Genomic DNA, 26,639 nt, shown 5'->3' with positions numbered 1-26,639 from the left:
GCATGGGAATGAGAGGTTCAGTGCCGATTCGACGGCAACTAGAAGGCTCCAATCGGGAGCCGGAACCTGCTGAACATGGACTGAGTTGGCCGGCACTGCGCCCGCGGGCGGCACACCGGCTTGGAGAGTGTGATTCCATAGTGCGACTCAGTCTATCGAACGATGCCCTCATTGCGCACCACTTCAATGTCATGGCGTTCAGCGGTAGCTTCACCACGCTGAACGGGATGTTATACACGACACTTTCGTGAGATTACCTACGTCCCGTGGCCAACTGCGCGTAAAAGTCACTAGACTGGTGCGCAGGTCTAGATATCTTGTGAGCCGAAGTGGTCGATTCACGTCCTCGGAAGACCACCGGCTCAGCTAGAACAACGTAGAAATCAGGGAAGAGGCGTTGCACGTGCCAGAGCAAGCACACCACCGACTTACTGAAGAGTTTGGTGGAAACGAGTGGCTAGTAGACGAGCTGTTCGAACAGTATCTCGTCGACAAGAACTCGGTAGATAAGAAATGGTGGGATATTTTCGAATCTCTCGCCGCCGACAAGAAGGCACCGGCAACGCAGCCGGCGCCAGCGGCGCCAGCAGCAACTACTGCAGCACCCGCAACGACCGGGCAGGGCACACCACGCGCCGCAACCCAGGCTCGGGCCTCCGAGCCAGCACCAGCTTCAAAGCCAGCACCTGCCGCAGCGCCAGACGCTGAGGCAAAGAAGGCCGAGCCAGCGCCGAAGACTGCACCGATTCCGGCTCAGGCTCCAAAGGCCACGCCTTCCACCGAACTTTTCGGTGAGGAAAAGCGCACTCCACTGCGCGGGCCAATGAAGGCCATCGCCACCAACATGGATGCCAGCCTCGCCGTGCCGACCGCCACCACCGTGCGTGCGGTTCCGGCCAAGGTGATGATCGACAACCGCATCGTCATCAACAACCACCTCAAGCGCGCTCGTGGTGGCAAGATCTCCTTCACCCACCTGATCGGCTTCGCCGTGATTCGCGCATTGAAGCAGATCCCATCGATGAACGTGACCTACGATGTCATCGACAAGAAGCCAACTGCGATCCAGCCGGCTCACGTGAATTTCGGCATCGCGATCGACATGCCAAAGCCAGATGGCACCCGCATGCTCGCCGTGCCCAACGTCAAGGCTGCGGAGACCCTGAGCTTCAACGAGTTCTGGGCCACCTATGAAGATCTGATCAAGCGTGCCCGCGGCAACAAGCTGACCGCCGACGATTACGCTGGCACCACGGTCTCGCTGACCAACCCAGGTGGCATCGGCACCGTTCACTCGGTCCCCCGCCTATCCAAGGGCCAGGCCGCCATCATCGGCGTTGGCGCACTGGAATACCCTGCCGAGTACCGCGGCTCGTCGGAAAAGACCGTCGCTGCCCTGGGTATCGGCAAGCACATCACCCTGACCTCCACCTACGACCACCGTGTCATCCAGGGTGCCGGTTCGGGCGAATTCCTGAAGCTGGTTGAATCGCTCTTGCTCGGCGAGCAGGGCTTCTACGACGAGATCTTCGAGCAGCTGCGCATCCCTTACGAGCCAGTTCGCTGGGCCGTTGACAACCAGGTCGACATCGACCTGCAGGTCAACAAGGTCGCCCGCATCCAGCACCTGATCAACTCCTACCGGGAGCGCGGCCACCTGATGGCCGACATCAACCCGCTGGAATACGTCCAGCGCAAGCACCCGGACCTGGACATCAACAACTACGGCCTGACCCTGTGGGATCTGGACCGCGAGTGGATCACCGGCGGCCTGGGCGGCAAGGATCGCGCGCTCTTGCGCGATATCCTCGGCACCCTGCGCGATGCCTACTGCCGCACCATCGGCACCGAGTACATGCACCTGCAGAACCCGGAAGAGCGCGAGTGGTTCCAGTCCAAGCTGGAGTCGCGCTATGCGAAGCCAACCCGCGAAGAGCAGCTGCGCATCCTGAGCAAGCTGAACTCCGCCGAGGCTTTCGAGACCTTCCTGCAGACCAAGTTCGTCGGCCAGAAGCGCTTCAGCCTCGAAGGCGGCGAATCGCTGATTCCGCTGCTGGATGCCATCATCTCCGATGCCGCCGACGACCAGCTGGACGAAGTCGCCATCGGCATGGCCCACCGCGGCCGCCTGAACGTGCTGACCAACATCGCCGGCAAGACCTACGCACAGGTCTTCCGCGAATTCGAAGGCACCGCCACCCCGGGCTCGGTCCAGGGTTCGGGCGACGTGAAGTACCACCTGGGCACCGAGGGTTCCTACACCTCGGATGCGGGCAACCAGACCAAGGTCTACCTGGCTGCCAACCCTTCGCACCTGGAAGCGGTTGATCCGGTGCTCGAGGGCATCACCCGCGCCAAGCTGGATCGACTGGGCTCGAAGAACGAAGTGCTGCCAATCCTGGTGCACGGCGACGCGGCCTTCGCTGGCCAGGGCGTGGTCTCCGAGGTGCTGGCCATGAGCCAGCTGCCCGGCTACAAGACCGGCGGCACCGTCCACGTGATCGTGAACAACCAGATCGGCTTCACCACCGCTCCGAGCTCCTCGCGCTCTTCGGTCTACGCCTCGGATGTGGCGCGCACCGTGCAGGCTCCGATCTTCCACGTCAACGGGGATGACCCGGAGGCAGTGGTCCACGTGGGCCAGCTGGCTTTCGAGTACCGCCAGAAGTTCGGCAAGGACGTCGTCATCGACCTGGTGTGCTACCGCCGCCGCGGCCACAACGAAGGCGACGATCCTTCGATGACCCAGCCGATCATGTACAACCTGATCGAGGCCAAGCGCTCCACCCGCAAGCTGTACACCGAGGCCCTGGTGGGCCGCGGCGACATCACGCAGGAAGAGGCCGAGCACGTCCTGGCCGAGTACAAGGAGAACCTGGAGCGCATCTTCGCCGAGACGCATGCGGCCCAGACCTCCCCGATCCCGATCATCACCCCGGGCTCGACCATCAACGACCTGGAGAAGCCATTCGCCCAGGCTGCCGACGAGAACACCATCGACGGCGCCCGCGGTTCGGCCATCTCCGCCCAGACCTTGGCACATATCGGTGCAGCCCACGTTCAGATTCCTGAGGGCTTCACGATGCACACCAAGCTCAAGTCGCTGCTCGAGCGCCGCGAGAAGATGTCCCGCGAGGGCGGCATCGACTGGGGCTTCGCCGAAGTCGCAGCCCTGGGCTCGCTGTCCATGGAGGGCGTGCCAGTTCGCCTGGCCGGCCAGGACTCGCGCCGCGGCACCTTCGTGCAGCGCCACTCGGTCTTCCACGACCGCGAGAACGACAACGAGTGGTACCCGCTGCACAACCTGAGCGAGGACCAGGCCCCGCTGTGGATCTACGATTCGCTGCTTTCCGAATACGCAGCCCTGGGCTTCGAGTACGGCTACTCGGTGGAGCGCCCGGATGCACTGGTGATGTGGGAAGCCCAGTTCGGCGACTTCGTCAACGGCGCGCAGACCGTGATCGACGAGTTCATCTCCTCGGCCGAGCAGAAGTGGTCGCAGTCCTCCTCGCTGGTCATGCTGTTGCCGCACGGCTACGAGGGCCAGGGCCCGGACCACTCCTCGGCACGCATCGAGCGCTTCTTGCAGCTGTGCGCCGAGAACAACATGGTCGTGGCCCAGCCTTCCACCGGTGCCAACCACTTCCACCTGCTGCGCCGCCAGGCCTATGCCCGTCCGCGCAAGCCGCTGATCGTCTTCACCCCGAAGCAGCTGCTGCGCCTGAAGGCCGCGGCAAGCTCGGTGGAGGACTTCACCACCGGCGGTTTCCAGGAGGTTATCGGCGATCACACCATCACCGATGCCAACGCCGTGGACAAGGTGCTGCTGTGCTCGGGCCGCGTTTACTACGACTTGGTCGCCGCGCGCAGCAAGGCGCAGGACTCCAAGACCGCGATCGTGCGTGTTGAGCAGCTCTACCCGGCACCGTCCGAGCAGATCGCTGCTGAGCTGGCCAAGTACCCGAATGCCAAGGCTGCCTGGGTCCAGGACGAACCAGCCAACCAGGGTCCATGGCCATTCTTCGGCCTCTACGTTGCACCGCAGCTGGAGCAGAAGATCACCTTGGTCTCCCGCCCGGCATCGGCAGCAACCTCTGCAGGTAACGCAAAGCGCCACGACGCAGAAAACGCAGTGCTGCTGCAGCAGGCGTTCGCCCGCTAAAGCACCTCGCAACACTCAGCTGTTGTGACGTTGCCGGCGAGTTCTCCCAGGTAATTCTGGGAAAACTCGCCGGCAACTGCTCGTTAACCCGCTGCGGCGCTCCGGGGGCAATGTGTGGCATTTATCCAGCATGGATCTCCCGCGATGCCGGCGACTTCACTGCTAAGGTGGGGATCGATTCATATTCTTGAAGCCAACGAAAGGTCGCCCAGTTGGAGTTACGCACAATCCGCATTACCGCAATCGGAGATGAGCTGCTGGCCGGACATGGGGACCCGCGCGGACTAGGCTGGTTCGGCCGGGTTATGGCTCGGACCCAGGATCCTGCGCTGCGCTTGCAGTCCTTCGTCCTGGCTGCCCCTGCCGAAGGCTCCGAGGCCCTGGCCGAACGCTGGATGGGCGAAGCCTCGCGGCGTTTCAGCGACCAATACGAGAATCGCCTGGTCATCGCGCTCTCCGATCGCGATGTGGATCTGGATGTCTCCACCGCCCGCAGCCGGCTGAACCTGGCCAACATCCTGGATTCAGCGTCGCAGATGAGCATCAAGGCGCTGCTGGTCGGCCCGGCCCCGGGATTGGATGACGCCCGCAATCAGCGGGTCGCGGAACTTAATCGCGTGTATTCGGACGTGGCCCTGCGCCGCAACCACCACTACGTTGATACCTTCACTCCCCTGCGTGCCCACGCGCAGTGGCGCGCTGACCTCAATGCCTCGGGCGGGGTTCCCGGCCAAGCTGGCTACGGCCTGATGGCCTGGCTGGTTCTGCACCGCGGCTGGTACTCGTGGCTGGACTTACCGGAGCCTGGCGAGGGCTAAGGCACCCTGTGCCCGTTAGGAAAAACGGCGCAAAGTATGAAAGACTATTAGCCGGCCCGAACTATCGGGAAGATCCATTGATCCCTCTAAGGAGTCACCATGTCGAAGCGCGCTCGTAAGCGTCGCGATCGCAAGCGTGGCGGTGCCAACCACGGCAAGCGCCCAAACAGCTAAGCGAAGCGAACATAAAAAGAACCCCGTACCATTCGAGTTTTGCTCGAACGCTACGGGGTTTCTCTTTGCCTGCTAGTGGCCTGATTCCACCCGTATCTGCGAGATCCGGGCGATGATGCTGGCCTTCAGCGCCTGGGGGGCCTGCTCTTGGCAGCTGCGGCGCACCACCGAACGGATAATGCACTCCAGGTCGTATTCCTCGGTGCATTCGGGGCATCCATCCAAATGCGACTTGACCTCTTTGAGGTCGCTGAGCGTCAGGGCACCGTCGAGGTACTCGTAGATGCGTACGATGCGGTCATCGGCGCAATCACCCAATGAATTGCAGTCCATCTTATTTCGCTCCTCCATCAGCCTTCGCGGCGCTCTTGTTGCGAGCCCCGGTGGCTATCCCACGGTCTGCCGCATAATCGGCGAGCAGTTCCCTCAAGTTCTTGCGTCCACGGTGCAACCGGGACATCACGGTGCCAATGGGCACACCCAAAATGTCGCTGGCTTCCTTGTAGCTGAAACCCTCGACATCCACGAAGTACACCGCCATCCGGAAGTCCTCGCCGATAGCCTGCAGCGCGGCCTTCACGTCCGAGTCCGGCAGGTGATCCAGCGCCTCAACCTCGGCCGAGCGCAATCCGGCAGGCGAATGCTCCATCGCCGAAGCCATCTGCCAGTCCTCGACCGTGTCGGTACTGGTGCGCAGCGGCTCGCGCTGGCGCTTGCGGTACAGGTTGATGTACGTGTTGGTCAGGATGCGATACAGCCAAGCCTTCAGGTTGGTCCCGGGCTTGTACTGGTGGAAGGCCGAATACGCCTTGGTGTAGGCCTCCTGCACCAGATCCTCGGCGTCCGCAGGGTTGCGAGCCATGCGCAGGGCAGCCGAATACAGCTGGTCCACATAAGACATGGCATCGCGCTCGAACCGTTCGCGACGCTGTGCCTCGGACTCGGTGGCCACGTCGGGCAAATTCTCGTCCACACTCTTGTTGTTCATCACGCCTGAGTCTACGCGGTTGCTTGCGCTATTGCGCGAATTCGTCCGCGATCGGGTAGCGCTGCGGGTGCCGCGGGGCTCCTCGGCCACCACGCATGTGGTGCCGCCGGCTGTTGAAGTATCCTGTCTGATCGTCACACTGGGTATAACCATGGGATCCAAAACCTTATTCCCGCGCCGATCTCGGCTAGGATTTAACTAAAACCGCACGAGCCTAAGGATCAGCAATCAACTCCGCAAGCGCCTCTGGAAATCCGCAGTCCGATCCCCCGCACGCTGGGACGCACTGGTGGCCGGCACCTCATGTCAGCACCGGCGTAGACGCCATCGTTTCGGTGCCCGCTTCCAAGTCGCTGACCAACCGCTATCTGATCCTTGCGGCCCTGGCTTCCTCCCCCTCCACCATCCACAACACCCTGATCAGCCGCGATACCGAGCTGATGCTTGGAGCCCTGGCCAGCTTCGGCACAGGGATCAAGCGGATCGAGCAGGCCGACGGGTCCACCACCGTCCAGGTCCATCCCGCAGCTGAACTGGCCACCGGGCCGCTGGGCATCGAGTGCGGATTGGCCGGCACGGTGATGCGCTTTGTGCCTCCCTTGGCCGCGGTAGCCCGCGCCACCGTCGCTTTTGACGGCGATCCGCACGCGCGCCTGCGCCCGATGGCTCCGGTGCTCGATGCGCTGCAGGCCCTGGGCGCCACCATCGATTTCGGCGGGGACCCGGGCAAATTGCCCTTCACCATGGATGCCAGCGGCCTGGAGTCCGTCGATCAGGTCGTGATCGATGCCTCCAGCAGCTCGCAATTCATTTCCGCACTGCTGCTCGCCGGCCATGCCCTGCCCGGCGGCCTGGCATTGCGTGCCGCTGATGGCCCGATCGCCTCGCCGGATCACATCATGATGACCGTGCAGACACTGCTCGAACTGGGCGTGGACATCACCGTGGACGAGGATGGGCGCGGCTGGCGCATCGCCCCGGGCGAACTTGCCGGCTTCACCGTCACCGTGGAACCCGACCTGTCCAACGCCGGGCCATTCCTGGCCGCGGCCCTGGCCAGCAATGGCAGCGTCGGCATCCGCTTCTGGCCCGCTACCACCACCCAAGTCGGCGGAAAATGGGTGCAGATCCTGTCCCAGATGGGCGCCGAGGTGCACCACGGCGACGACGGGGTGCTATGGGTACGCGGAACTGGAGTGATCCGCGGGATCGACTACGCCGATGCTTCCGAGCTTGCCCCCACCCTGGCGGCACTATGCGCCTTGGCCAGCTCCCCGAGCAACCTGACCGGGATCGGGCACCTTCGCGGGCATGAGACCGACCGCCTGGCGGCCCTGGAAAACGAACTGGCCAAAGTCGGAGCAAACGTCGTGGCTACAGGCGACAGCCTGGCGATCACCCCGGGCCCGCTGCACGCAGCCGACCTGCACAGCTACGAGGACCACCGCATGGCCACCGCCGGGGCGCTGCTGGGCCTGGCCATCGAAGGGGTCCGCGTGGAAAATATTGCCACCACCGCCAAAACCATGCCACAGTTCCCGCAATTGTGGGCGGATATGGTTTCCACCGCGAAGGCAGCTGGCTAATGCGCTACCTGGATTACGACGAGTCCTCGGTCCGCGTCCGCCCGAACAAGCGCGGGTCGCGTCCGCGCACCAAGGATCGCCCGGCCTATGAGAAGGCGGAAATCGGCCGGATCATCACCGTGGACCGCGGGCGATACACCGCGATCCTGGACGAGGACACCAGCAACGAGCGCATCGTGATCGCCGCGCGCGCCCGCGAGCTGCGCCGCCAGGCGATCGTGCCAGGAGACCTGGTCGCCCTGGTCGGCGATACCTCCGGCAAGCCCGATACGCTCGCCCGGCTGGTGCGCATCGAGGAACGCACCACGCTGCTGCGCCGCAGCGCCGATGACACCGACGCCACCGAGCGAGTGGTCGTGGCCAATGTGGACAAGCTGGTCATCGTGGTGGCTGCCGCCAACCCCGAGCCGCGCACCGGATTTGTCGATCGCGCCCTGGTGGCCGCGTACGACGCCGGCATCCAGCCGGTGCTGTGCGTGACCAAGGCCGATGTGAAGGACCCGGCGGATTTCCTCAAGCACTACGAGGGGCTGGACTTCCCGGTGGTCATTTCGCGCACCACCACCGCAGATGCCTCGGGCGTTGATGCCCGCGGCGCCGACGGTTCCAGTGCGCGCCTGGACGCGAACGCGCTGGAGGAACTCGAAGAGCTGCTGGGCGGCTGCGTTTCGGTCGTGCTCGGGCACTCCGGGGTCGGCAAGTCCACGCTGGTCAACGCGCTCACCGGCGCCGACCGGGCTACTGGCCATGTCAACGCGGTCACCGGGCGCGGGCGCCACACCTCGTCCAACGCCTTGGCACTGCGGCTGGGCCAGATCCCTGGCTCATGGCTGATTGATACCCCGGGCATTCGATCCTTCGGGCTGGGCCTGGTTGATCCCGATAACATCCTGGCCGCCTTTGAAGACCTGGCCGAGATCGCCACCGGGTGCCCGCGCGGCTGCACCCATGCCGCCGGCGAAGCTGGCTGCGCCTTGGAAGCCTGGGCGCAAGCAGCGCCGAACAGCCAGCCCGCCGACCGCCTCGCCTCATACCGCCGGCTGGTCACCACCGAGGAAACCACGCACGAAAAGGAGCTCGGCGCACTCTGAGCGCCGGTACACCATGGCAGATTTCACCCTGCAGCAAGATCTCGACTTTGCCCTAGCCCTGGCCGATAAGGTCGACCAGCTGACCTTGGCCCGCTATGGCTCCAACGATCTGGTGGTCGAATCCAAGCCGGATATGACCCCTGTTTCAGATGCCGATCGCGGTGCCGAACAGCTGATCCTGGCCGAGCTTGCCAAGCACCGCCCGGAGGACTCGGTGCTCGGCGAAGAATTCGGGGTGCACGGCAGCGGGTCGCGGCGCTGGGTTATCGACCCGATCGATGGCACCAAGAACTTCGTGCGGCGCGTCCCGGTCTGGGCCACGCTCATTGCCCTGCTGGTGGACGACGAGCCGGTGCTCGGCGTCATTTCCGCCCCCGCGCTCAGCCGCCGCTGGCACGCCGCAACCGGCTTGGGCGCCTACGTCAGCGAACCCGCGGCCGGCGCAGGAGAGCGGGCCACCCGCAAGATTTCGGTCTCCTCTGTGTCCGAACTCGCCGATTCCTCCTTGGCCTACGCCTCCCTGAACGGCTGGAAGGACGCCGGCAAGCTCGACGGCTTCCTGGACCTGCTCGATGCTGCCTGGCGAACCCGTGGCTACGGCGACTTCTATTCCTATGCTCTGCTGGCTGAAGGCGCGGTCGACGCGGCCTTCGAACCGGAGCTCGAACTCTACGACATGGCAGCCCTGGTCCCGGTAGTTCGCGAAGCCGGGGGCCGGTTCACCTCGGTGGCCGGAGAGGAAGGCTGCCACGGCGGCAATGCGCTGGCCACCAACGGCAAGCTGCACGCCGCAATTCTGCCGTACCTGAACCGCTGATGCTGACCACCAGCGAAGAGGACTACCTCAAGGCGCTCTACACGCTGACCGAATGGGAAGATACCGAGGTCAGCACCGGCGCATTGGCAGACCAGCTGGGCCTGTCCCCCGCGTCGGTGACCTCGATGATCCAGAAATTATCGAGCAAGGGGCTGGTCGATCATGTGCCCCGCAAGACGGTGGCCCTCAGCAGCAGCGGTCGCCGTGAAGCCTTGCGGATGGTTCGCCGGCACCGGCTATTGGAGACCTTCCTTCGCGACGAGCTGGGCTACGGCTGGGACGAAGTGCATGACGAGGCCGAGGCCTTGGAGCATACCGTCAGCGACCGCTTCATCAACGCCCTGGACGCCCGGCTGGGCCACCCCCGCCACGACCCCCATGGTGACGCAATCCCTGCCTCTGATGGAAGCCTGCCGGTATCCGAAGCGATCCGCCTGGACCGTTTTGGCGGAGAACTGGCCATCATCGACCGGATCAGCGACGAGGACCCGGACTTCCTGCGTCGCGCTGCCGCGCAGGGCCTGGTGCCCGGGGCCCCCATCAAGCTTCCGCATCAGCTGGACTATATCGAGGCCTCGCTGATTTGGGTCCGCAACAACGAGTCGAAGTGATCTGGCCGATGCCAACCCAAGGATTCACCCTGCGCCCGATCGAGCTGCTGCTGGTGTTCGCTGGCGGAAGCGCTGGGACGGCCAGCAGACTGGCGGTCAGCCTATTGCTGCCTCAACAAGGCCCGCTGCCGGTAGCCATCTTGCTCGTCAACCTCGCCGGGGCCTTGGCCCTGGGCTGGCTGCTGACAGCCCTGGCCGCCCGGGGACCGGAAACTACGCGCCGGAAAAAGCTGCGGTTGCTGCTTGGAACAGGATTCATGGGCGGTTTCACCACTTACAGCGCGCTAGCCACCGACACCATGTTGCTGTTCACGCAAGGATCGACGGCCATTGGGCTGGCATATGGCCTGGGAACCGTGCTGCTCGGGGCGTTCGCCACCTGGGTCGGCATGCTGTTGGGCACCAGGCGCCGTACGCCGCAGGGTGATGCAAAATGATGGGCACGACACCGGTGCTCTTTGCACTTGTTGCATTCTGCGGCGGACTGGGCGCGGTGCTGCGCTATGGGCTCGATTCTTTCATCAGTGCCAAATTCGGGGCGTTGCTTCCCTGGGGAACCATCACGATCAACGTTTCGGGCTCCTTCGCCTTGGGTTTTCTGACCGGTTGGCTGGCAAACACCCAATTGAACGAAGCCTGGCTTTTGGCCATGGGCACAGGGGTGCTCGGAGGCTACACCACATTCTCGACCGCCAGCTTTGATACCCTGCGCCTGCTGCGAGCCGGCCGCCCCTGGTCCAGCTTGGCGAACGCCCTTGGAACGTTATTAGCGGCCGTCCTCGCCGCCTGGGGCGGTTATCTGCTCTCCTCGCTGCTCTAATACAAACTGGGCAGGATCGCAGTGGAGACAAGAAAAGCCCAGCCGTGTGGCTGGGCTTTGAAGGTGTTTCTAACGGGCAGCTCGACGTCCCTTGGGCGCGCCGGTGGATTGTCGCTTTGGCGCTGGCTTGATCGGCTTGGGCGTTCGGTCATGCGGGACCACGTAACCGCCGGAAGCCAACACCAGGATTGCGCTAATCCCGGTGAGCGACAGCATCGCAATCGCCCAAATTTGTGATTGTTCGTAGAAACTGTGATCGACGCTGAGCCACAGCACATAGGCACCTACCAGGTAGATGAGGTGGATCAGCAGCACGCGAGTTCGCAATCGGAGTTTGACCACTGCTTTGGGCGAAAAGAAAATTGACCAAATGATCAACAGCGGGATGACAACCACTAAAATGGCCAGAATCATTGGCCACGGAATGAAAGCGATAGCTGCTAAGGCGGCGGCAAATAGCAGGCCAACTTCAAGCAGGAAAGCCACCACTGCGTAGGTGCCTGAGAGGAACGGCGATACCCGCTGGGAGCTCGTTTTACCCATCGACTTTAATCTCACTCCAATTCCGCAATGACCACCGACCAGCAATCTCCGGCTTTCATTTCAAGTCTATGTGCAAATCCTCCATGCCGCGAATAGGCTCGCGAGATTCCAGAAGTGTTTAGCTGCAATGACCGCCGCTGCCAGGGATTGGCCGGCCTGCGAGGCCAACATGAATTCCACCAACGAAAAAAGCTCTGGAACCAGGCATTCAGCCTAGTTCCAGAGCTTCAAAACGTGGAGATGGGGAGAATTGAACTCCCGTCCGATGTGGTGTTGCCAGGTCTTCTCCGGGCGCAGTTTGCTGCGGATTTTCTCTGCCCCAACCATCACGCAAACATGTGGTTGATCCGGGCACAGTTACCAAAATATGTACCCAGCAGCGGTAACAACCGCTGGATACAGTGGCTATCTAAATGACGTTAGGAACAGAGGCGATAGCATCCCCTGGCTAACGGACTGTCTGGCTGCTTAGGCAGCGAGAGCGAAGTCAGTGCGCTTTGATTCGGCACTTATTGGTTTGCAAAGAGCGTTTACGAGATAACTTTGCGTCCTCGGCCCGCTTCATCTGTCGCGACTCACACCGTCGAAACCGATCATCCCCGTATTTTGTTGTCAGTCCCGGTTTCCCGGATACAACCACACCCGAAAGCGTGTTCATCAATCATAACTCATCCACGTGCTCTACCCCAACGCGGAATGCGCCACACCAAGTTTTAGGCGTGCCCTCGGTTGCGCTCGCGCATGGCGCGCATTGCTTCGCGGTTGTCCTGTTGCTCGCGCAGGGTCTGGCGCTTGTCGTACTCACGCTTACCACGGGCGATACCGATCTCGATCTTTGCCCGACCTGACTTGAAGTACAAGCTCAGCGGAACAACAGTGAGTCCAGCCTCGCCGATCTTGCGCTCGATCTTGAGCAGTTCTTGCCGGTGCAGCAGGAGCTTGCGACGGCGACGTGCCGCGTGATTGGTCCATGATCCGTTGAGGTACTCAGGGATGTAGACGTTCTCGATATAAAGCTCACCACGGTAGAACTGGCCGAAGCCGTCAACGAGTGAGGCTTTGCCTTCTCGCAATGACTTGACTTCCGTACCAGTGAGAACCATGCCAGCTTCGAAGGTATCGAGGATTTCAAAATCGTGGCGCGCCTTGCGGTTGCTCGCGATCACCCGATCTTCTTGATTCTTCTTAGCCACGTTACTCCTTGCATGTCGCGGGCGAATTCTCGCACGCAGACTACAAGTCTAGCGCTAGAGAAGTCCCAATGGGTTCACGGCCGTGCCATTGACAATAGTTTCGAAGTGCAGGTGGCAGCCTGTGGAGTTGCCGGTGGTGCCAACGTAGCCAATAACTTGGCCCTGCTTGACGTGCTGCCCTACGCTCACGGCGACTTGTGACATGTGGTGGTACCCGGTCGCCAGTGCCTTGCCACGAACTACGCCGTGGGAAATGAGCACCTTATTTCCGGAGGTACCGCCCCAGCCAGCCATCCACACTTCACCATCGGCTGCAGCCGTAATGGGCGCACCACACTGGCCACCGAAGCCCCAGTCGATGCCAGCGTGCACATATCCGCCACGTCCACCATAATCAATGGTTCCGGCGGGCGTTGGACGCCAGCCGAAGGAGGAAGTCAGATTGTTGCTGGTCGTTGGCTTTACCAATCCCCAGGCGCTGGAACCATTAGAGGTGCTCACCTCGGGTTCTGCCGGCGCTGGAGGAACGTAAGCCTTCTTTTTATATTCCTTCTTCTTGGCAGCGGCTTCTTCTGCAAGACGCTTTTGCTCGGCTTCGTAAGCCGCTTTGCGCTTTGCTTCAGCTTCAGCCGCTTTGCGCTTTCGTTCAGCTTCCTCACGCAACAAGCGCTCCTGGCGCTCCTTGATGTCCGCCTGAACTTGGGCGTATTCTTTCTGCTGCGAAGCTAGTTTTGCCTGGATTTGAGGCTTTCTGGCTTCAAGCTCAGCACCAAGTTTTTCAGTGCTTGCAACCAAAGCATCGAGTTCGTTCTTTGCGTTCTGCGCTTGGGTTCGAGCTGCCTGCTCTTGAGCCAGCGCGTCCTCGGCCTGGGATTTGAGCGATGAGATTTCCTTCTCAACGGCGTCAAGTCGAACCTTATTGTTTTCGTTGTTGGCCTGCTCTTGCGCCAAGTCGTTGTAGGTAGCGCTCTGCGAAGCCATCGCTCGGTTTGCCAGGTCAAGACCGTCTGCGATCTCGGTGGCCGACTCCATGTTCAGGATCATGTCCAGCCCGCTAGAAACGCCGCCGCGCTTATAAGCCTCTGACGCAATCGAAGCCATGGCTTCTTTTGCTTCAGAAATCTTCTTGGCGTTTGCCTCAATTTCGGCCGCGACTTGATCGCGCGTTCCCTGAGCAGCAATTAAACGGTTGTTCAGATCGGCAACTGCCGCTTGGGCATTGGCGACACGGCTCTGCGCGTCCGCCAATGCCTGTTCCGCTGCAGGAACCTGAGCCTGCTGGTCACGCAACTTCTTGTCGGTGGCCTGGATATCGGCGTCCAGGAATTCCATGTCTTGCTCTAGGTTATTGATATTGCCTTCAACCTGAGCTTTTTTATCGTCCAGCTCATCAGCTGCGACAATTCCAGCCGGCAACGTCAAGGCCAGTGCCATGGCGCCACCGAGAGTGGCGCGCAAGAACTTACTACGCACTGCGTTGGACAGCATGTGACTCCTTAGAGTGAATTGTCGTGCATCAGATAGGCCGGAGATAACGATTCGGCTAAACCTTCAGGTAACGCTTCAACGTTACCACTGATGAAATTGTGGCCAAAACGATACCGATTATCAAGAGGACAGGCGCAACAAGCCAAACTACTCCGGTAGAAATGAAGGCAACGCCGACATTTTCACTGGCAAGCTTGTCTTCGACGAGGAATTTGAGAAGAAGCCATAAGGTTCCCGAAGCTAGCAATCCACCGATCAACGAGGCAATAACACCTTCAATGATGAACGGAAGCTGAATTGTCGCTTTGGATGCACCGACCAGCCGCATGATGGTTGTTTCCAACCGTCGATGCATAGCTGAGAGTTGAATCGTTGTTCCTGTAAGCAGGACCGCGCAAATGATCATCACGATTGCAACCACGGCTGCAGCAGCCGAAGCAACGCGCACGAGCTGGAAGACCTTCTCTAGCAGGTCACGCTGGTCGATTACGGAGTCCACCCCGTCGACCGTCGAAAACGCTTCGTTGATCACCGGATACTTCTCCGGGTCAACCAATGCAACACGGAAGGATTCAGGCAGCTGCTCAGGAGTGATCTGGTCAACTAGGGAAGAGTTCTCATACTGATCCAAGAAGTTCTTGTACGCCTGATCTTTCGATTCATAGGCATATTCCTTGATATACGGAGCCAACTGTTCGGACTTGAGAACCTTCTCAATGTTCTGCCGCTGAGCATCAGTGGCTTCATTTCCGCCACAGTTCGGCGAAGTGCTGGTGTCGTCACAGAGATAGATCGCTACCTCCATGCGGTCGTACCAGTAGCCCTTCATCTGGTTAATCTGCAGTTGCAGAAGAATCGACGCGCCAACGAATGTTAGCGAAACGAAAGTCACCAGGACGACAGAAACGACCATCACGACATTCTGCCGAAGGCCTTTCGCCGCTTCGCGGAGAATAAATCCTAGTCTCACTGGTCCTCGTCTTTCTGGTCCTCAGCAACCTGTGAATCTTCGTGGTGTTCAACAGCCGAATCGCCCACGAGTAGCTCGCGAGATCCGTCTTGGTTCACCACCGTGGTCATTGGCGTGTATTGACCTTCTACTTCGTCGCGGATCACCTGTCCGCGCTGCAGTTCAATCACGCGATGACGGTATTCGCTAACAAGCTCGTGTGCGTGCGTTGCCATCAAAACGGTTGTCCCGTTCTGATTAATGCGATTCAGCACGTTCATGACTTCGATGCTGTTCTTGCGGTCGAGGTTACCGGTGGGCTCATCGGCCAAAAGGATCGACGGCTTATTCACAATGGCGCGCGCTATACCGACACGCTGCTGCTCACCGCCGGAAAGCTCGGTAGGCTTGCGACGAGCCTTGTCTTCAAGTCCCACCAGCTTCAAGGCATCTGGGACGCGTTCACGAATCTGAGCACGCGAGGCGCCGATTACTTCCATCGCGAAGGCCACATTGTCAAAGACTGTACGTTCGCGCAGGAGGCGGAAGTCCTGGAACACGAACCCGATATCACGACGCAGTTTTGGCACACGTCGACTTGGGATCCGGTTCAGGTTCTGCCCTGCAACGTAAACAGCCCCGTCGGTAGAACGCTTTTCGCGTAGCACCAAGCTCAGGAAGGTCGACTTTCCGGAACCGGATTCGCCGACCAAGAAGGCGAATTCGCCGCGGCTAATCTCGATGTTTATGTCGTCCAAGGCGGCATTCTGCTGTCTTGGCTCATAAACCATCGAGACGTTTTCGAATTTAATCATGTCTTCAATCGCTAGTTTTCGTCGGGGCGCGACCCACGAATACCAATCTCGAGATCAAACGTCAATAGATGCGCCAGTGTTCCAAACACTATCGGTGCAAGCCGTCGAACCAGCATAATTCCTAGGTGTGTTGCCATATTCATCCGATAAGCACAGCAAAGATAAACCACTGAGATCATGCATTACTTGATGTATTTCGCCCTTGGCCAATGGGCCCGGTGACGATACTTACACTGCTTTTGACAAGTCCGTACTACTAGATAGGTATTCGCAGCATCTGCTATTTGCTTGGGCGGCGCTGTCCTGCGCGCCAGCGGATCCCTGCATCGATGAAATCATCAATCTCACCATCAAGCACAGCTTGAGTATTGCCTACTTCGTGTTCAGTGCGCAGATCCTTGACCATTTGATATGGATTGAGCACGTACGAACGCATCTGGTCGCCCCACGAGGCTTTCACATCACCAGCAAACTCTTTTTTCTGTGCGTCTTCCTGTTCCTTTTTCAGGAGCAGAAGCCTGGACTGCAAAACGCGAAGTGCAGCAGCACGGTTCTGAATCTGTGACTTTTCATTCTGCATGGAGACAACAACTCCAGTTGGAATGTGAGTCATGCGAACCGCCGAGTCGGTAGTGTTGACGCTCTGCCCACCAGGGCCCGAAGAACGGAACACATCCACGCGAATTTCCGATTCTGGAATTTCGATGCTGTCGGTCTGTTCAATAAGTGGAACTACTTCAACGGCAGCGAAGGAAGTTTGGCGACGTCCCTGGTTGTCGAATGGCGAAATTCGGACAAGGCGATGAGTTCCAGCCTCTACGGACAACGTTCCAAAAGCGTAAGGTTCGTCGATTTCGAAGGTAGCCGACTTCAGTCCAGCTTCTTCAGCATAGGACGTGTCCATCACGGTAGCTTTGAATCCGCGCTTTTCAGCCCATCGCAAATACATTCGCATGAGCATCTCGGCAAAGTCCGCAGCATCGACGCCGCCAGCCCCGGAACGAATTGTTACCACGGCACCTCGGGAATCGAACTCGCCGCTGAGCAAAGTAACAATTTCCAGATCATCGAGGGCCTTGCGGATGCCCATAAGTTCTTTTTCGGCCTCTTGCAACGTTTCGTCGTCATCTTCGAGTTCGGCCAACTCGACGAGTACTTCTAGATCATCAATCCGCGTCTTGAGCTTCGTGAGGCGCTCTAGCTCCGACTGGCGGTATGAAAGCTTGCTAGTGACAATTTGCGCTGCGGCAGGATCGTCCCAGAGATCAGGGGCGCCCGCTTCCTCGGAGAGCGTTGCAATGTCAGCCTTGATCTGATCAACGTCGCTAACATCTTCAATTGCAGAGAAAGTTGAGCGCAGTGTGCGGATTTCAGCAGAGAAGTCAGTTTTTGCCATGGTCCTCTAAGACTACGTCATTTCACCTCCGATCCCGGAGTCCCCTGTCAGCGACTCAGGACCGTCTGCGCAGTGGAGTTCACTGAAATCGGGACTCCATTCGGCACAATCCAGCCGACGATTGGAGGTCGTACAGTTCCCGATAGTTCTAAAGTGGCACCCTGCCCATCGGGGCGGATCTCCACTGAAGCTATCCGCAAATCATCGACTCTTCCGGCAGCTCCAACATCGAGGAGGTACTTACCTACGGCCTGCTGAACCCGTTGTTGGCTCAACTCGATTCGGGGGTTGGGCCCATCTGCCACGAATTCGAACTCATCTACGGCCGCGACCACTGCCCCGTCTGCGATAGACAATAATTGGCGTGCTTTCAGATTTACCGCACTCGCCGCCAGAACTACCGAGATAGTCAACAGAGTAATTGCGCAGAGTCCAATAGCAAGCACTAAGGATTGCCCATCTTCTGCAGATGCCCACTTCTTGTAGTTGCCATGGCTATCCAAATTGATCAACTCTTTGGGAAGCTGCTGAATCAACTGAAAAGGCTGATACATCGAACATCGCCGAGACAAAGGGCAACGGAACGTCCAATTCGACGGTGACCGTCACTACGCTTCCAGGACTCAAGCATTCAGAATCGCAAGAAATACTCGTTTTCGCGTTGGAATAGCCAAAATTATTCATCGCACGGCGTACCGTTTCTTTGGCATCTGCTTGCGCTTGAATTGGGGTATCGGCTAGCGCAAACACCTTAGCTGCCTGGTCCGCGGCTCCAACCACCGCATAGCTACCTGCCTGGAGATGACTTGCGGCAAGAATTAAGTAGACCATTGGAATCAAAAGTACTGTCGCCGCGAAAATAAACTCAACGATCGCGCTTCCGGATTCGTCCTGCGAAGTTTTGCGCAAAGCTGCCGAGATAGTTCTCTGTAAATTAGCCATACTTCACAGCTTCACCTTGTACATGCAGGTTCCATCCGTTGGGTAGTAAACCGACCAACGGCACCTTCGTTTCAACCGACACTGTGATCACGCTGCCCTCGCCGACATTCGCGGAGCGAACGCTAATGTTTCCGGCAAATCCCGAATGAAGACTCTCAGTGATCAAGTGCCGTGTCCGATCTTGCGCATCTGCCGTGGACCGATTCGCTAGCGCACCATAATGTGCGCCGTTTGCAGCCGCATCGATCAACGTATTACGAACGTGCAGGACAAGTGCGAGTTGAATTAGCGTCAACGCGATGAGAACTAACAGCGTCGTGATCATGACAAATTCCGCTACGGCTGATCCCTTGGATTCACCAAAGAACCGCCTAAATACTGGCGGTATTCCATTCGGCACGACGCGGCGCATGTTTGCCTTCTATCCCAACCCCGAAACCCGATCAATGGCTTGATTGAAGAGGTCCTGCAATCGCGGTCCTGCGATAGCTAAAAGTGCTGCGACCAAGACAGCCGACATTAAAGTAATCATCACCCAACCAGGCACGTCGCCTCTAGAGTCTCCAATTTTGGGCGAGATTTTTCCCCACAGCCTCTTTGCCACAACCACTAATCGTAAAAAGAGACCAATGAAAAATTCCTGTATGTTCAACATGGCGTGCCTTCCAGTGTTCGTAATTTCAAGGTTCGGAGTTACATCACTACTAATTTCGTTCAATAGCTCATCTCCAATAGCGCTAGTCCCGGGAATACCGCGAATACGATCGTCAACGGCAAAATGCCAAAGACAACGGGTACGAGCATGAAAATTTCTCGTTTTCCCGCAACTTCCATTAATTCGCGTTTCGATGCGTCTCGAACGTCTTGAGCTTGGTCTCTGAGTACTTGGGCTAGAGGAGTCCCACGTTCAGTGGCAACCACAATTGCATCAACAAATCTTGAGATCGTTCCGACTTGCATTCGATCAGACATATTTTGCATCGCATGAACCATAGGAGTTCCGGAATGAATGTCGTTCAACGTCTTCACGAATTCTTCACCTATGACTCCGTGGCAGATTCGGGAGATACGTTCGATTGCACCAGTAGTTGATTCCCCTGCACCGACCGTCAAGGCCAGGACTTCAGCAACCGTTGGGAATTGGGTCAATATTTTTCGAGCTCTGCGATGAATTTGTTCGCCAAGCCACCAGCCTCGCAACGCGTAACCCAACATCCCACAGCAAATAACGGCCACGATAGAAAAGACCAGCGAAAGGTCGTATTGCATTGAAATAAACGCAGTACAAACGGCCCCTGCCACAACTCCGGCCATTGCACAGATGATCTCTTGTGAGCGATAGTCAATTATGCTCATCTCAAGGCCAGCGGCATGGAGCCTTTTCTTGAGAATGTCATTGGAAGGGCTATGGCTACTGGCAAACTTTCTCATTTGCGAGATCAATGGCGATGCAAGTTGGGCCAGCGCTGAATGCCCCGACTCTGAATGCCAAGAGTCCTCAAGCATCCGCGAACTTCTGACGCCGACGCGGACATGTGGGGCAATTCGTTCGGCGAAAGCCATTTTTCTCCATCCGGGCAGATTGACCAGGATGATCCATATCCCTAGCCCGAACCCGAGTCCGCACAGGGCAGCCCATGAAACGTATGAGTTCATGACAGAACTCTCTCTTCCGCCGGTAACGTGCCCAACCGCAGCATGATTCGGTAACAGACGATTGAGATTAATACTCCTAGACCCAGGACAAGCACTCCACCGGCCGTCATGTACGCGTCTTTTGCCGCGTCCTGGGTTCCCAGAATCAGGAGCAGAATCCATGGCGCTGCCACAGCCAACCGGGCTGCGGAGACTATCCAGGACTGCCGAGCGGCCAGTTCGCCACGCGTGCGTACGTCATCGCGAAGGAAAGCAGACAAAGTTGCTAGGGTGTGTCCCAAATCAGTGCCACCGACTTCGCGAGTGATTCGAAGAGTGGTCAAGATCTTGTCGGCAACTGGGTCGGCCATTCGCTCACCAAGCTGTTCCAGAGCTACGTTAAAGTTGGCGGTGGCTCGATAGTCCAAAGCAAAGTCCCCGAATAGCGGCCTAAGTATTTTTGGTCCCACTGTTGCGAGTTGGCTCAGGGCTTCAGGCAACGACAGCCCGGCACGTATGGCGCTTCGCAGATGATCAACGACTTCAGGCCATTGTTCCTGCAATGCAGCCCGCCGCCTAGACGCTTGACGACGCAGAAATGCCCATGGGGCGAAAATTCCAAAGCTGAAAAATAGAAGGGCAAACAGCCACGCGCCAGTTAGCCCCAAGGTCAATAATCCTGATGCGACACCACACACCAAACAAATCATGAGGAACTTGGGCGGTGTCACATTTGTCATTCCAGCTTGCAGCAGGGCCCCCTTGATCGCTGACCTCCGCTTCGGAGCACGCACCCACGGTGCGAAGAGTAGCCAATCGACCAAGACAGCCAGCCCGAGACCACCAAGCAATGCAAAAAACGCGATCATCGCTATACCGCCATCAGTTCCGCGACGTTGATCCCGGCAAGATCGAATTTTTCGTGCTCCCAATCCGCGCCTGGCGAGGCGCGAAGACTTCCATCTCGTCTTTCAAACAAAGTAGACGATTCGATTTGTCCTGCTTCCACCCGGTTACGAATGCTGAGGACTTCATTTACGTATCGATTCCCACCAGGGCTGCGTACGCAATGCACGACTAGATCTATACAAGCAGCAACAGTTTTGACCGTGAAGTCGCTTGTGATGTTCGGACCGGCTAATAAAGGTAAAGTGCAAATCTTCGTAATCGCGTCCCTCGCAGAATTCGCGTGAAGGGTACAAAGCCCAGAAATCCCTGAATTCAGGGCGATGAGCATGTCCAGCGACTCGGCCTCACGGACCTCCCCCACAATAATCCTGTCCGGTCTCATACGAAGCGCCTCTTTGACTAGGCGACGCATCGTAATTTCGCCCATTCCTTCAAGGTTTGCGAGCCGCGTTTGCATGGCCACCACATCGCGCAAAGAAAGATTAAGTTCAAAAATTTCTTCAATGGTAATGATGCGCTCACGAGGACCAATTGAAGAGGCCAAACAATTGAGCATCGTCGTTTTGCCAGCCTGTGTTGGTCCCGTGACAATCACGTTCAGTCCCGCGTTGATGGCCGTTGACAGGTACAAAGCGGCCTGCCTACTCAAGGAATCCAATTCCACCAGATCATCCAGTTTCCCTACGCGCGCGATGAATTTGCGAATATTCACTGCCCAGTGCTCATGCGTAATATCTGGAATTACTACATGTAGGCGGGACCCATCCGGAAGCTGGCAATCTACAAACGGCTGCGACAGATCCAATCGCCGTCCGGAAGACTTGAGCATTCTCTCGACCAATGCGGCAATCTCTGAAGATTCCATGCGGATATGGGTTAGTTGGCTTTGCCCACCTCTGGCGCAGAACACTTGATGTGGAGCATTTATCCAAATTTCCTCAACAGTAGGGTCATCGAGAAGTGGTTGTAACGCGCCAAAACCTGCGACATTATCAAAAATTGTTTGACGGGCAGCGTCAAGTGAGCCCAGGGATGGTACTGCACCAAGCAGCGCACGCTCGTCATAGTCCTTGATTACTTCTTCGATCAAGGACTTGATCAAAGTCGGTTGCTTAGCCGGATCCAGTCCGCGGCGTCTCACCAACTCACGAACTTCGTCCTCAACGATAGACAGAGCTTCCACGACGCACCCCTGTGGCTCTTCGTAACAAAGAATCCCGAAGTCGGGGACCATCGGCGAGCGCATCGTCGGTGCAGCATTCATATTCGTATGACAAGGGATGCTATAGGCACTTCGCTTAGCTTTCAAGAGGTTTTCCTTTTGTGGATAACCGAAAATTCTTTCTCCACAGGCCGTTTTTTAGTTATGCGAGCAGGTGGACCATCACGCTTTTATTGGTCATACAAGGCTTGTCACATACGATCAGGATTCTTCATGCCCCGCTACGAATTTCTCTTGATATCGCAACTTTTCCAGCATCCACGGCAATTTGAATTGGTCTCGGCCGGGAGACTGACTGGAGACAAATTGTCGTCAATTCTCCTGTCATCTTTTCCCAACCAGTATTGGTATTTCGGACAAGACAGCCTGGAAAGCTTGGGCTCTTTAGCATCAGGCCAAAAACTGATTCTGAGCGATATTCCTCAGGTGCAACCTGAATACATCGATCAATCAGCTACCTTAAAGCTCTATGTCCCCCACGGCCCAGATTCTGGAGCTTGGATTTCTCTCACTCAAGGAGAGCATTCAATTGGCCGGGGGGCTCCACTGTGGCTCGAAGACCCACTTATTTCACGATGCCACGCGACTTTAAATGTTTCTACGCGTCGCCTACGGCTGGTGGCAGCAGCCAACCACCAGATAGCTCGTGAGGATGGGATTCTCTGCAGCTCAATGGACCTAGTTCTAGGTTCTCGGTTTCGTTTAGGAAATACGTTTTTCGTGGTTGGCGACCCGGTCGCCACGGAATCCAAAAAAACAATTCGAGATGAGGACTTGGAAGTCCATGTCCCTCCCAAGCCTGAAATGAGCCGGCTGGTGATGCTCTCGCTGGCTGCCCTCGTCCCGATCCTGACCGGCGTTCTATTGGCAATACTGATGGGAACGATGTTCTTTCTGATCATTAGTGGGATCTCTGCCCTCATGGGCTTGGCCCCGGCAAGCCAATTGGTGTCTGAGCTCAGACGTTGGAAACGAGCCATGCGCGCCCAACGGAATGCAGTAATCCAGAATCGATCCACGTATGCCGCTCCGTTGGGGCAAGCAATTATTGCAGGGCTAGACGCGACCGCCTTGAACATTAACTCGCCGTCCGTACCTCCGTTGGTTTGGGGCGACGGGCTCTGGTCTCCACAATTGCATGAGTCTCCACAGTCCGATGCTACGCAAAGATCACGGTTCAAGCTCAAGAGCCGGAAGCTAGATGCGCCCTGGCATGGTCCTGTCTTTTCTCCGCCAGTTCCTGGAGTTTGGCATTTGGTCGGGGCTCAAGGTCCGGAAACTGGAGAAGTCTTGGCCAGTGTTCTTGCACGTTTCTTACCGCTGATCGCCACGGGAAAACTATCGCTCTATATCGATCCGAGCATCCGTTGTTTGCCGGCTTCCTTATTGCTGATGAAGAATGTCACCGCTTCCAGCCCACCGATGCCCTCGGAGCAGAGTCCCTGGCAACGCGAAGTTCCTTTGCTTAAGTCCATTTATCTAACAGCCGCGCCGACTCGGCTCCTCCCCGAGACCTTAATAATCGGCCTTGGCCCTAGGCTCCCGGAGGCCGCAGAACACTGGATCGAAATTAACTCCCAATCAACTCACCTTCCTGACCAGCGCTTCGTACTCAAGAATTTGCACCGATTAAGCTTGATGCGATTCGACCGAACCGTCCAGCAGTTATTGCGTTTGCTGCCATCAGCGCCTATTGCCGCGCAACAAGCATTATCGGAACCTGCAAACAGCGTGCGAGCTGCTATCGGAGTCACCGATGAAGGAACCGAGGTAGCACTTGACCTAGATTCGGACGGGCCACACATGCTGATCTGCGGAACGACCGGGTCAGGAAAATCGGAAGCCCTGCGCCGCATAGTTGCGGATCTTGCACATAGCTTCTCGCCGCAGCATATAGCTTTCGTCCTTATCGATTTCAAAGGAGGCGCAGGATTATCAGTTTTTGAGCCGCTCCCCCACGTTCAACTTTTCGCTAGTGATTTAGACGAGCCCTCCGCACAGCGCACCCTTGAACAACTTGAATTCGAAATACGTCGTAGGGAAAAACTCCTTGCTGATAGCGGATGTAGCGATCTCGGCGAATATCAAATGCTCACGCCAGTTCCGCAACCATTGCCACGGCTTGTAGTCGTGGTTGATGAATTTCGGGTATTTGTCGAATCCCTGCCTACAGCTGGTCAGCGAATTGACCGGTTAGCCGCCGTAGGTCGGGCGTTAGGGATTCATTTGATCCTTAGTACACAGCGCCCCGCTGGTGCTCTTACTGGCCAAACACGCGCGAATATCAATGCCGTCATCGCGCTTCGAGTCAATGATCCCAGCGAATCAGTCGAACTCATTGGCTCCACTGCGGCAACATTGCTAAATCAGCCGGGGCAGGCAATTATGCGAAGTTCTTCGCGGCCAACCGGAAAAGTCCAATTTCATCTCGCTGTTGAGCCCGATCTCAAAGGCGAAATTTTTGAGCGAAACCGCAACAATATGGCAGTAGCCCCGTTCTGCACATTTGAACCTGAACATGAGCTATCCGGGACAGACCCGCTTACGGTACTTCTGGAGCAGCTAACGGCCCGTTGGATATCGGTGCCTCAACCTGTCTCGGGATTTGCATCCCCTCTTCCTTTGACCTCCGAAGAGGCACTAATTCCAACAGGCTGGCCCGGGAAAGACACGGGCACCATCTTTTGCGGCGTTCGGGACAACCTATCGGGTGGCACGTTAGAACCACTGGTCGTTAACACCGCAAAAGGGCATTCTTTATTGATATGCGGTTTGCCGGAAGCTGGTGCTCGGAAGTCATTGAACTACTTGGTCTCATTGCGCCGCAAAATATTGTGTTTTGGACCAGAGCCGGTAACTGACGCACAGCAGCATGCAAATCTGAAGGTCATCACTGGCAATGACACATACGCTTTTTTGGATGCTCTGGATTACCTAGAATCGCTTCCGAGGGACGATGGCTTGATCATCATGGTTCATTCGTTGGCTCAACTTCAATCGGTGCTGCACCCGCAGCACTTTCAACGATTCGATGAGGCGTTGGGTTCGCTTTTGCGCTTAGGTTCTCAGCGGTCACCGTTCATAGTTTGCGCCGTCGATAGAGATCAGAATTGTCTAAAATCCACCGGCTTGTTCACGACCCAATGGTACTTTCCATACAATTCCACGGAATCACTAAAAATGATCTGGCCCAAAATTCCGGCTTGCGCTCCCATTACCGGCCGAGGAGTAATCGTAACTGCGGACAACCCGCCTCAGGTTTTTCAGCTTGCGCCAGCTCAAGCAGTTCCCCGCGAGGACGACAACTGGAACGTTGCCAGTCCAGAGGTCAGTGCGTATAGCCAGGCACCACACGAAGCATCCCAGCTACTTGGCTACTGCCCGTTTACCGGTCGCCCGATAGCCCGGCCACAACAAGCTCGCTTGATCATGATCTGTCCCGACGCTGACGAGAGGCTCAAGCTGTCGCTTCTTCTAGCGGATCGTTGGAATGCTTCCCACGCCAATGGCATAGAAGAATTAGCTTCAAGAATCGATGACTTCGAATCGGGGAAACAAGATAGTCCGGCCATGCTTTGCGTTTATTTGGAGAACACAGCACAGCCACGACTCATGCCTGCCATCGAAAAACTCGGAGCAATCAATGTGCCCGTCGTTTTCTTCACGCCGCCCTCGGCAAGGCTGGCGTATGAGCTCGGACTATCCGCGCTTGGATTAGATGACCGGGAATTCGCAGTCGTTGAGTCCGAGCATTCCCAGGACATGCAACCAATGCAATGGCCTGCACTTCATCATGAGCCATCGGCTGAAAACAGACCGTACTGGCGCGCCATCATTTCTCGCGATGGACAGCCACGGATGATTCACATCCCCCGGGACATTCGTAGGAAATAACTAATTTGATGGCCGATCGCCAAGAAAGGCCGTGGTCTTTGGAGCGAAAAGCAGGACCACGCTCGAACCGGCAATCACGATAGATGCAAGAGCAGCTATCTTGACCATCGGAATATTGGAGCTAAGGAATGAGACAGACAAGATCAGTTGGAACAATTGCCACACGATAATTGGGGCTCGCGTGAATGCCTTACCCTTGAAGAAGTTAGCGGCAACGGACCCCTGCCAGATGGCCAGTAAAAGGCAAAGTGCCAACATGAAGATTTGTCCGCCGACGTTCACCGCACCGTCGGTCGATAAGTTGCCTAGATAGCTAATGGCATATCCCAATACGGCCAGCGCTTCAAGCATTACTAATGCTGCAACGATGACTACACTGATCGGTCGGGGCATATTACTGTGTTGGTGGCTCACGTCAACAATCTTCGTTGACGTCTGGCAGGAACTCAAACTGCCCCGACTACTTCTTCTGTAGTGGACGCCACACCAACTGGCACTAGCGGACTTGCCACCCAAATGCCATGTGAGAAAGCACTCAGGCATTCAGCAACATTTCGCTATCATGACCCTTGTTTACTTCCTCGTA

General features: G+C 57.4%; 26 protein-coding genes and 1 other RNA gene. 10 read left to right on the top strand and 17 right to left on the bottom strand.

Features of this window, described 5'->3' with window-relative positions; all coding sequences use genetic code 11:
• Positions 1–403 precede the first annotated feature (403 nt).
• From AOZ07_RS06470 to AOZ07_RS19235, 3 genes are all read left to right on the top strand, one after another.
• Entirely contained in the window at positions 404–4,162 is a 3,759-nt protein-coding gene (locus AOZ07_RS06470; protein WP_060703341.1) for a multifunctional oxoglutarate decarboxylase/oxoglutarate dehydrogenase thiamine pyrophosphate-binding subunit/dihydrolipoyllysine-residue succinyltransferase subunit, read from the top strand.
• Positions 4,163–4,374: 212 nt separating this feature from the next.
• Positions 4,375–4,980 carry a GDSL-type esterase/lipase family protein gene (locus AOZ07_RS06465; RefSeq protein ID WP_060701262.1) on the top strand — a complete coding sequence of 202 codons (606 nt, stop codon included), beginning with the start codon at positions 4,375–4,377 and terminating at the stop codon, positions 4,978–4,980.
• A 99-nt stretch (positions 4,981–5,079) separates the two neighbouring features.
• Complete coding sequence (locus AOZ07_RS19235; protein ID WP_369299107.1) at positions 5,080–5,154, top strand: 50S ribosomal protein bL37; 75 nt, start codon at positions 5,080–5,082, stop codon at positions 5,152–5,154.
• Positions 5,155–5,226: 72 nt separating this feature from the next.
• On the opposite strand, the gene rsrA is transcribed toward AOZ07_RS19235, so the two are convergent.
• Both rsrA and AOZ07_RS06455 read right to left on the bottom strand, forming a co-directional pair.
• Positions 5,227–5,487 (bottom strand): mycothiol system anti-sigma-R factor, encoded by a 261-nt coding sequence (gene rsrA, locus AOZ07_RS06460; protein ID WP_060701261.1) that lies wholly within the window; start codon positions 5,485–5,487, stop codon positions 5,227–5,229.
• Between the two features lies 1 nt (position 5,488).
• On the bottom strand, positions 5,489–6,142 hold the full coding sequence (locus AOZ07_RS06455) for a sigma-70 family RNA polymerase sigma factor (RefSeq protein ID WP_084793157.1): 654 nt from the start codon (positions 6,140–6,142) through the stop codon (positions 5,489–5,491).
• Between the two features lie 227 nt (positions 6,143–6,369).
• Between AOZ07_RS06455 and aroA the strand changes: the two genes are divergently transcribed.
• The 6 genes from aroA to crcB are packed head-to-tail and all read left to right on the top strand — an operon-like array spanning position 6,370 to position 11,067.
• Positions 6,370–7,728 (top strand): 3-phosphoshikimate 1-carboxyvinyltransferase, encoded by a 1,359-nt coding sequence (gene aroA / locus AOZ07_RS06450; protein WP_060701259.1) that lies wholly within the window; start codon positions 6,370–6,372, stop codon positions 7,726–7,728.
• A complete protein-coding gene (rsgA, locus tag AOZ07_RS06445) occupies positions 7,728–8,819 on the top strand; it encodes a ribosome small subunit-dependent GTPase A (RefSeq protein WP_060701258.1) in 1,092 nt (363 codons plus the stop codon). The genes aroA and rsgA overlap by 1 nt, the downstream gene beginning before the upstream one ends.
• A 13-nt stretch (positions 8,820–8,832) precedes the next feature.
• A complete protein-coding gene (locus AOZ07_RS06440; RefSeq protein ID WP_060701257.1) occupies positions 8,833–9,636 on the top strand; it encodes an inositol monophosphatase family protein in 804 nt (267 codons plus the stop codon).
• Positions 9,636–10,247, top strand: a complete 612-nt coding sequence (locus tag AOZ07_RS06435; RefSeq protein WP_060701256.1) for a metal-dependent transcriptional regulator — start codon at positions 9,636–9,638, stop codon at positions 10,245–10,247. Before AOZ07_RS06440 ends, AOZ07_RS06435 begins: the two co-directional genes overlap by 1 nt.
• Before the next feature lie 8 nt (positions 10,248–10,255).
• On the top strand, positions 10,256–10,684 hold the full coding sequence (locus tag AOZ07_RS06430) for a fluoride efflux transporter FluC (protein WP_060703340.1): 429 nt from the start codon (positions 10,256–10,258) through the stop codon (positions 10,682–10,684).
• Positions 10,681–11,067, top strand: coding sequence for a fluoride efflux transporter CrcB (gene crcB, locus AOZ07_RS06425; RefSeq protein ID WP_060701255.1), 387 nt, complete (start codon positions 10,681–10,683; stop codon positions 11,065–11,067). Before AOZ07_RS06430 ends, crcB begins: the two co-directional genes overlap by 4 nt.
• Before the next feature lie 69 nt (positions 11,068–11,136).
• Here the strand turns inward: crcB and AOZ07_RS06420 are convergent, their stop codons facing one another.
• From AOZ07_RS06420 to AOZ07_RS06360, 14 genes are all read right to left on the bottom strand, one after another.
• Entirely contained in the window at positions 11,137–11,553 is a 417-nt protein-coding gene (locus AOZ07_RS06420) for a DUF2568 domain-containing protein (protein ID WP_186468039.1), read from the bottom strand.
• 289 nt (positions 11,554–11,842) lie between these two features.
• Positions 11,843–12,211, bottom strand: a transfer-messenger RNA (tmRNA) gene (gene ssrA / locus AOZ07_RS06415).
• A 112-nt stretch (positions 12,212–12,323) separates the two neighbouring features.
• On the bottom strand, positions 12,324–12,803 hold the full coding sequence (gene smpB, locus AOZ07_RS06410; protein WP_075972434.1) for an SsrA-binding protein SmpB: 480 nt from the start codon (positions 12,801–12,803) through the stop codon (positions 12,324–12,326).
• 54 nt (positions 12,804–12,857) lie between these two features.
• The gene (locus AOZ07_RS06405; RefSeq protein WP_060701253.1) at positions 12,858–14,291 is read right to left on the bottom strand and encodes a M23 family metallopeptidase; all 1,434 of its coding nucleotides are present in this window, start codon (positions 14,289–14,291) and stop codon (positions 12,858–12,860) included.
• Between the two features lie 55 nt (positions 14,292–14,346).
• Positions 14,347–15,261: a permease-like cell division protein FtsX gene (ftsX, locus tag AOZ07_RS06400; RefSeq protein ID WP_060701252.1), complete on the bottom strand. Its 915-nt coding sequence runs from the start codon at positions 15,259–15,261 to the stop codon at positions 14,347–14,349.
• Positions 15,258–16,055 carry a cell division ATP-binding protein FtsE gene (gene ftsE, locus AOZ07_RS06395; RefSeq protein WP_060701251.1) on the bottom strand — a complete coding sequence of 266 codons (798 nt, stop codon included), beginning with the start codon at positions 16,053–16,055 and terminating at the stop codon, positions 15,258–15,260. Before ftsE ends, ftsX begins: the two co-directional genes overlap by 4 nt.
• Before the next feature lie 280 nt (positions 16,056–16,335).
• The gene (prfB, locus tag AOZ07_RS06390) at positions 16,336–17,451 is read right to left on the bottom strand and encodes a peptide chain release factor 2 (RefSeq protein ID WP_060701250.1); all 1,116 of its coding nucleotides are present in this window, start codon (positions 17,449–17,451) and stop codon (positions 16,336–16,338) included.
• A 47-nt stretch (positions 17,452–17,498) separates the two neighbouring features.
• A complete protein-coding gene (locus tag AOZ07_RS06385; protein ID WP_194943818.1) occupies positions 17,499–17,987 on the bottom strand; it encodes a hypothetical protein in 489 nt (162 codons plus the stop codon).
• A complete protein-coding gene (locus tag AOZ07_RS18745; protein WP_075972433.1) occupies positions 17,947–18,393 on the bottom strand; it encodes a TadE/TadG family type IV pilus assembly protein in 447 nt (148 codons plus the stop codon). Before AOZ07_RS18745 ends, AOZ07_RS06385 begins: the two co-directional genes overlap by 41 nt.
• The gene (locus AOZ07_RS06380; RefSeq protein WP_075972432.1) at positions 18,386–18,805 is read right to left on the bottom strand and encodes a TadE/TadG family type IV pilus assembly protein; all 420 of its coding nucleotides are present in this window, start codon (positions 18,803–18,805) and stop codon (positions 18,386–18,388) included. The genes AOZ07_RS18745 and AOZ07_RS06380 overlap by 8 nt, the downstream gene beginning before the upstream one ends.
• Before the next feature lie 9 nt (positions 18,806–18,814).
• On the bottom strand, positions 18,815–19,048 hold the full coding sequence (locus AOZ07_RS06375; protein WP_236995318.1) for a hypothetical protein: 234 nt from the start codon (positions 19,046–19,048) through the stop codon (positions 18,815–18,817).
• 59 nt (positions 19,049–19,107) lie between these two features.
• Positions 19,108–20,049 (bottom strand): type II secretion system F family protein, encoded by a 942-nt coding sequence (locus AOZ07_RS06370; RefSeq protein ID WP_060701247.1) that lies wholly within the window; start codon positions 20,047–20,049, stop codon positions 19,108–19,110.
• A complete protein-coding gene (locus AOZ07_RS06365; RefSeq protein WP_060701246.1) occupies positions 20,046–20,897 on the bottom strand; it encodes a type II secretion system F family protein in 852 nt (283 codons plus the stop codon). Before AOZ07_RS06365 ends, AOZ07_RS06370 begins: the two co-directional genes overlap by 4 nt.
• Before the next feature lie 2 nt (positions 20,898–20,899).
• On the bottom strand, positions 20,900–22,120 hold the full coding sequence (locus AOZ07_RS06360) for a TadA family conjugal transfer-associated ATPase (protein WP_060703337.1): 1,221 nt from the start codon (positions 22,118–22,120) through the stop codon (positions 20,900–20,902).
• 252 nt (positions 22,121–22,372) lie between these two features.
• On the opposite strand from AOZ07_RS06360, the gene AOZ07_RS06355 reads away from it, so the two are divergent.
• Complete coding sequence (locus AOZ07_RS06355; protein WP_194943817.1) at positions 22,373–26,053, top strand: FtsK/SpoIIIE domain-containing protein; 3,681 nt, start codon at positions 22,373–22,375, stop codon at positions 26,051–26,053.
• On the opposite strand, the gene AOZ07_RS06350 is transcribed toward AOZ07_RS06355, so the two are convergent.
• Positions 26,054–26,467, bottom strand: a complete 414-nt coding sequence (locus AOZ07_RS06350; RefSeq protein WP_146274787.1) for a hypothetical protein — start codon at positions 26,465–26,467, stop codon at positions 26,054–26,056.
• Positions 26,468–26,639: the final 172 nt, after the last annotated feature.

Origin of the sequence: Glutamicibacter halophytocola, assembly GCF_001302565.1 — a bacterium.
GTDB lineage: Bacteria > Actinomycetota > Actinomycetes > Actinomycetales > Micrococcaceae > Glutamicibacter > Glutamicibacter halophytocola.
This window is presented reverse-complemented; position numbering and strand designations above follow the sequence as displayed.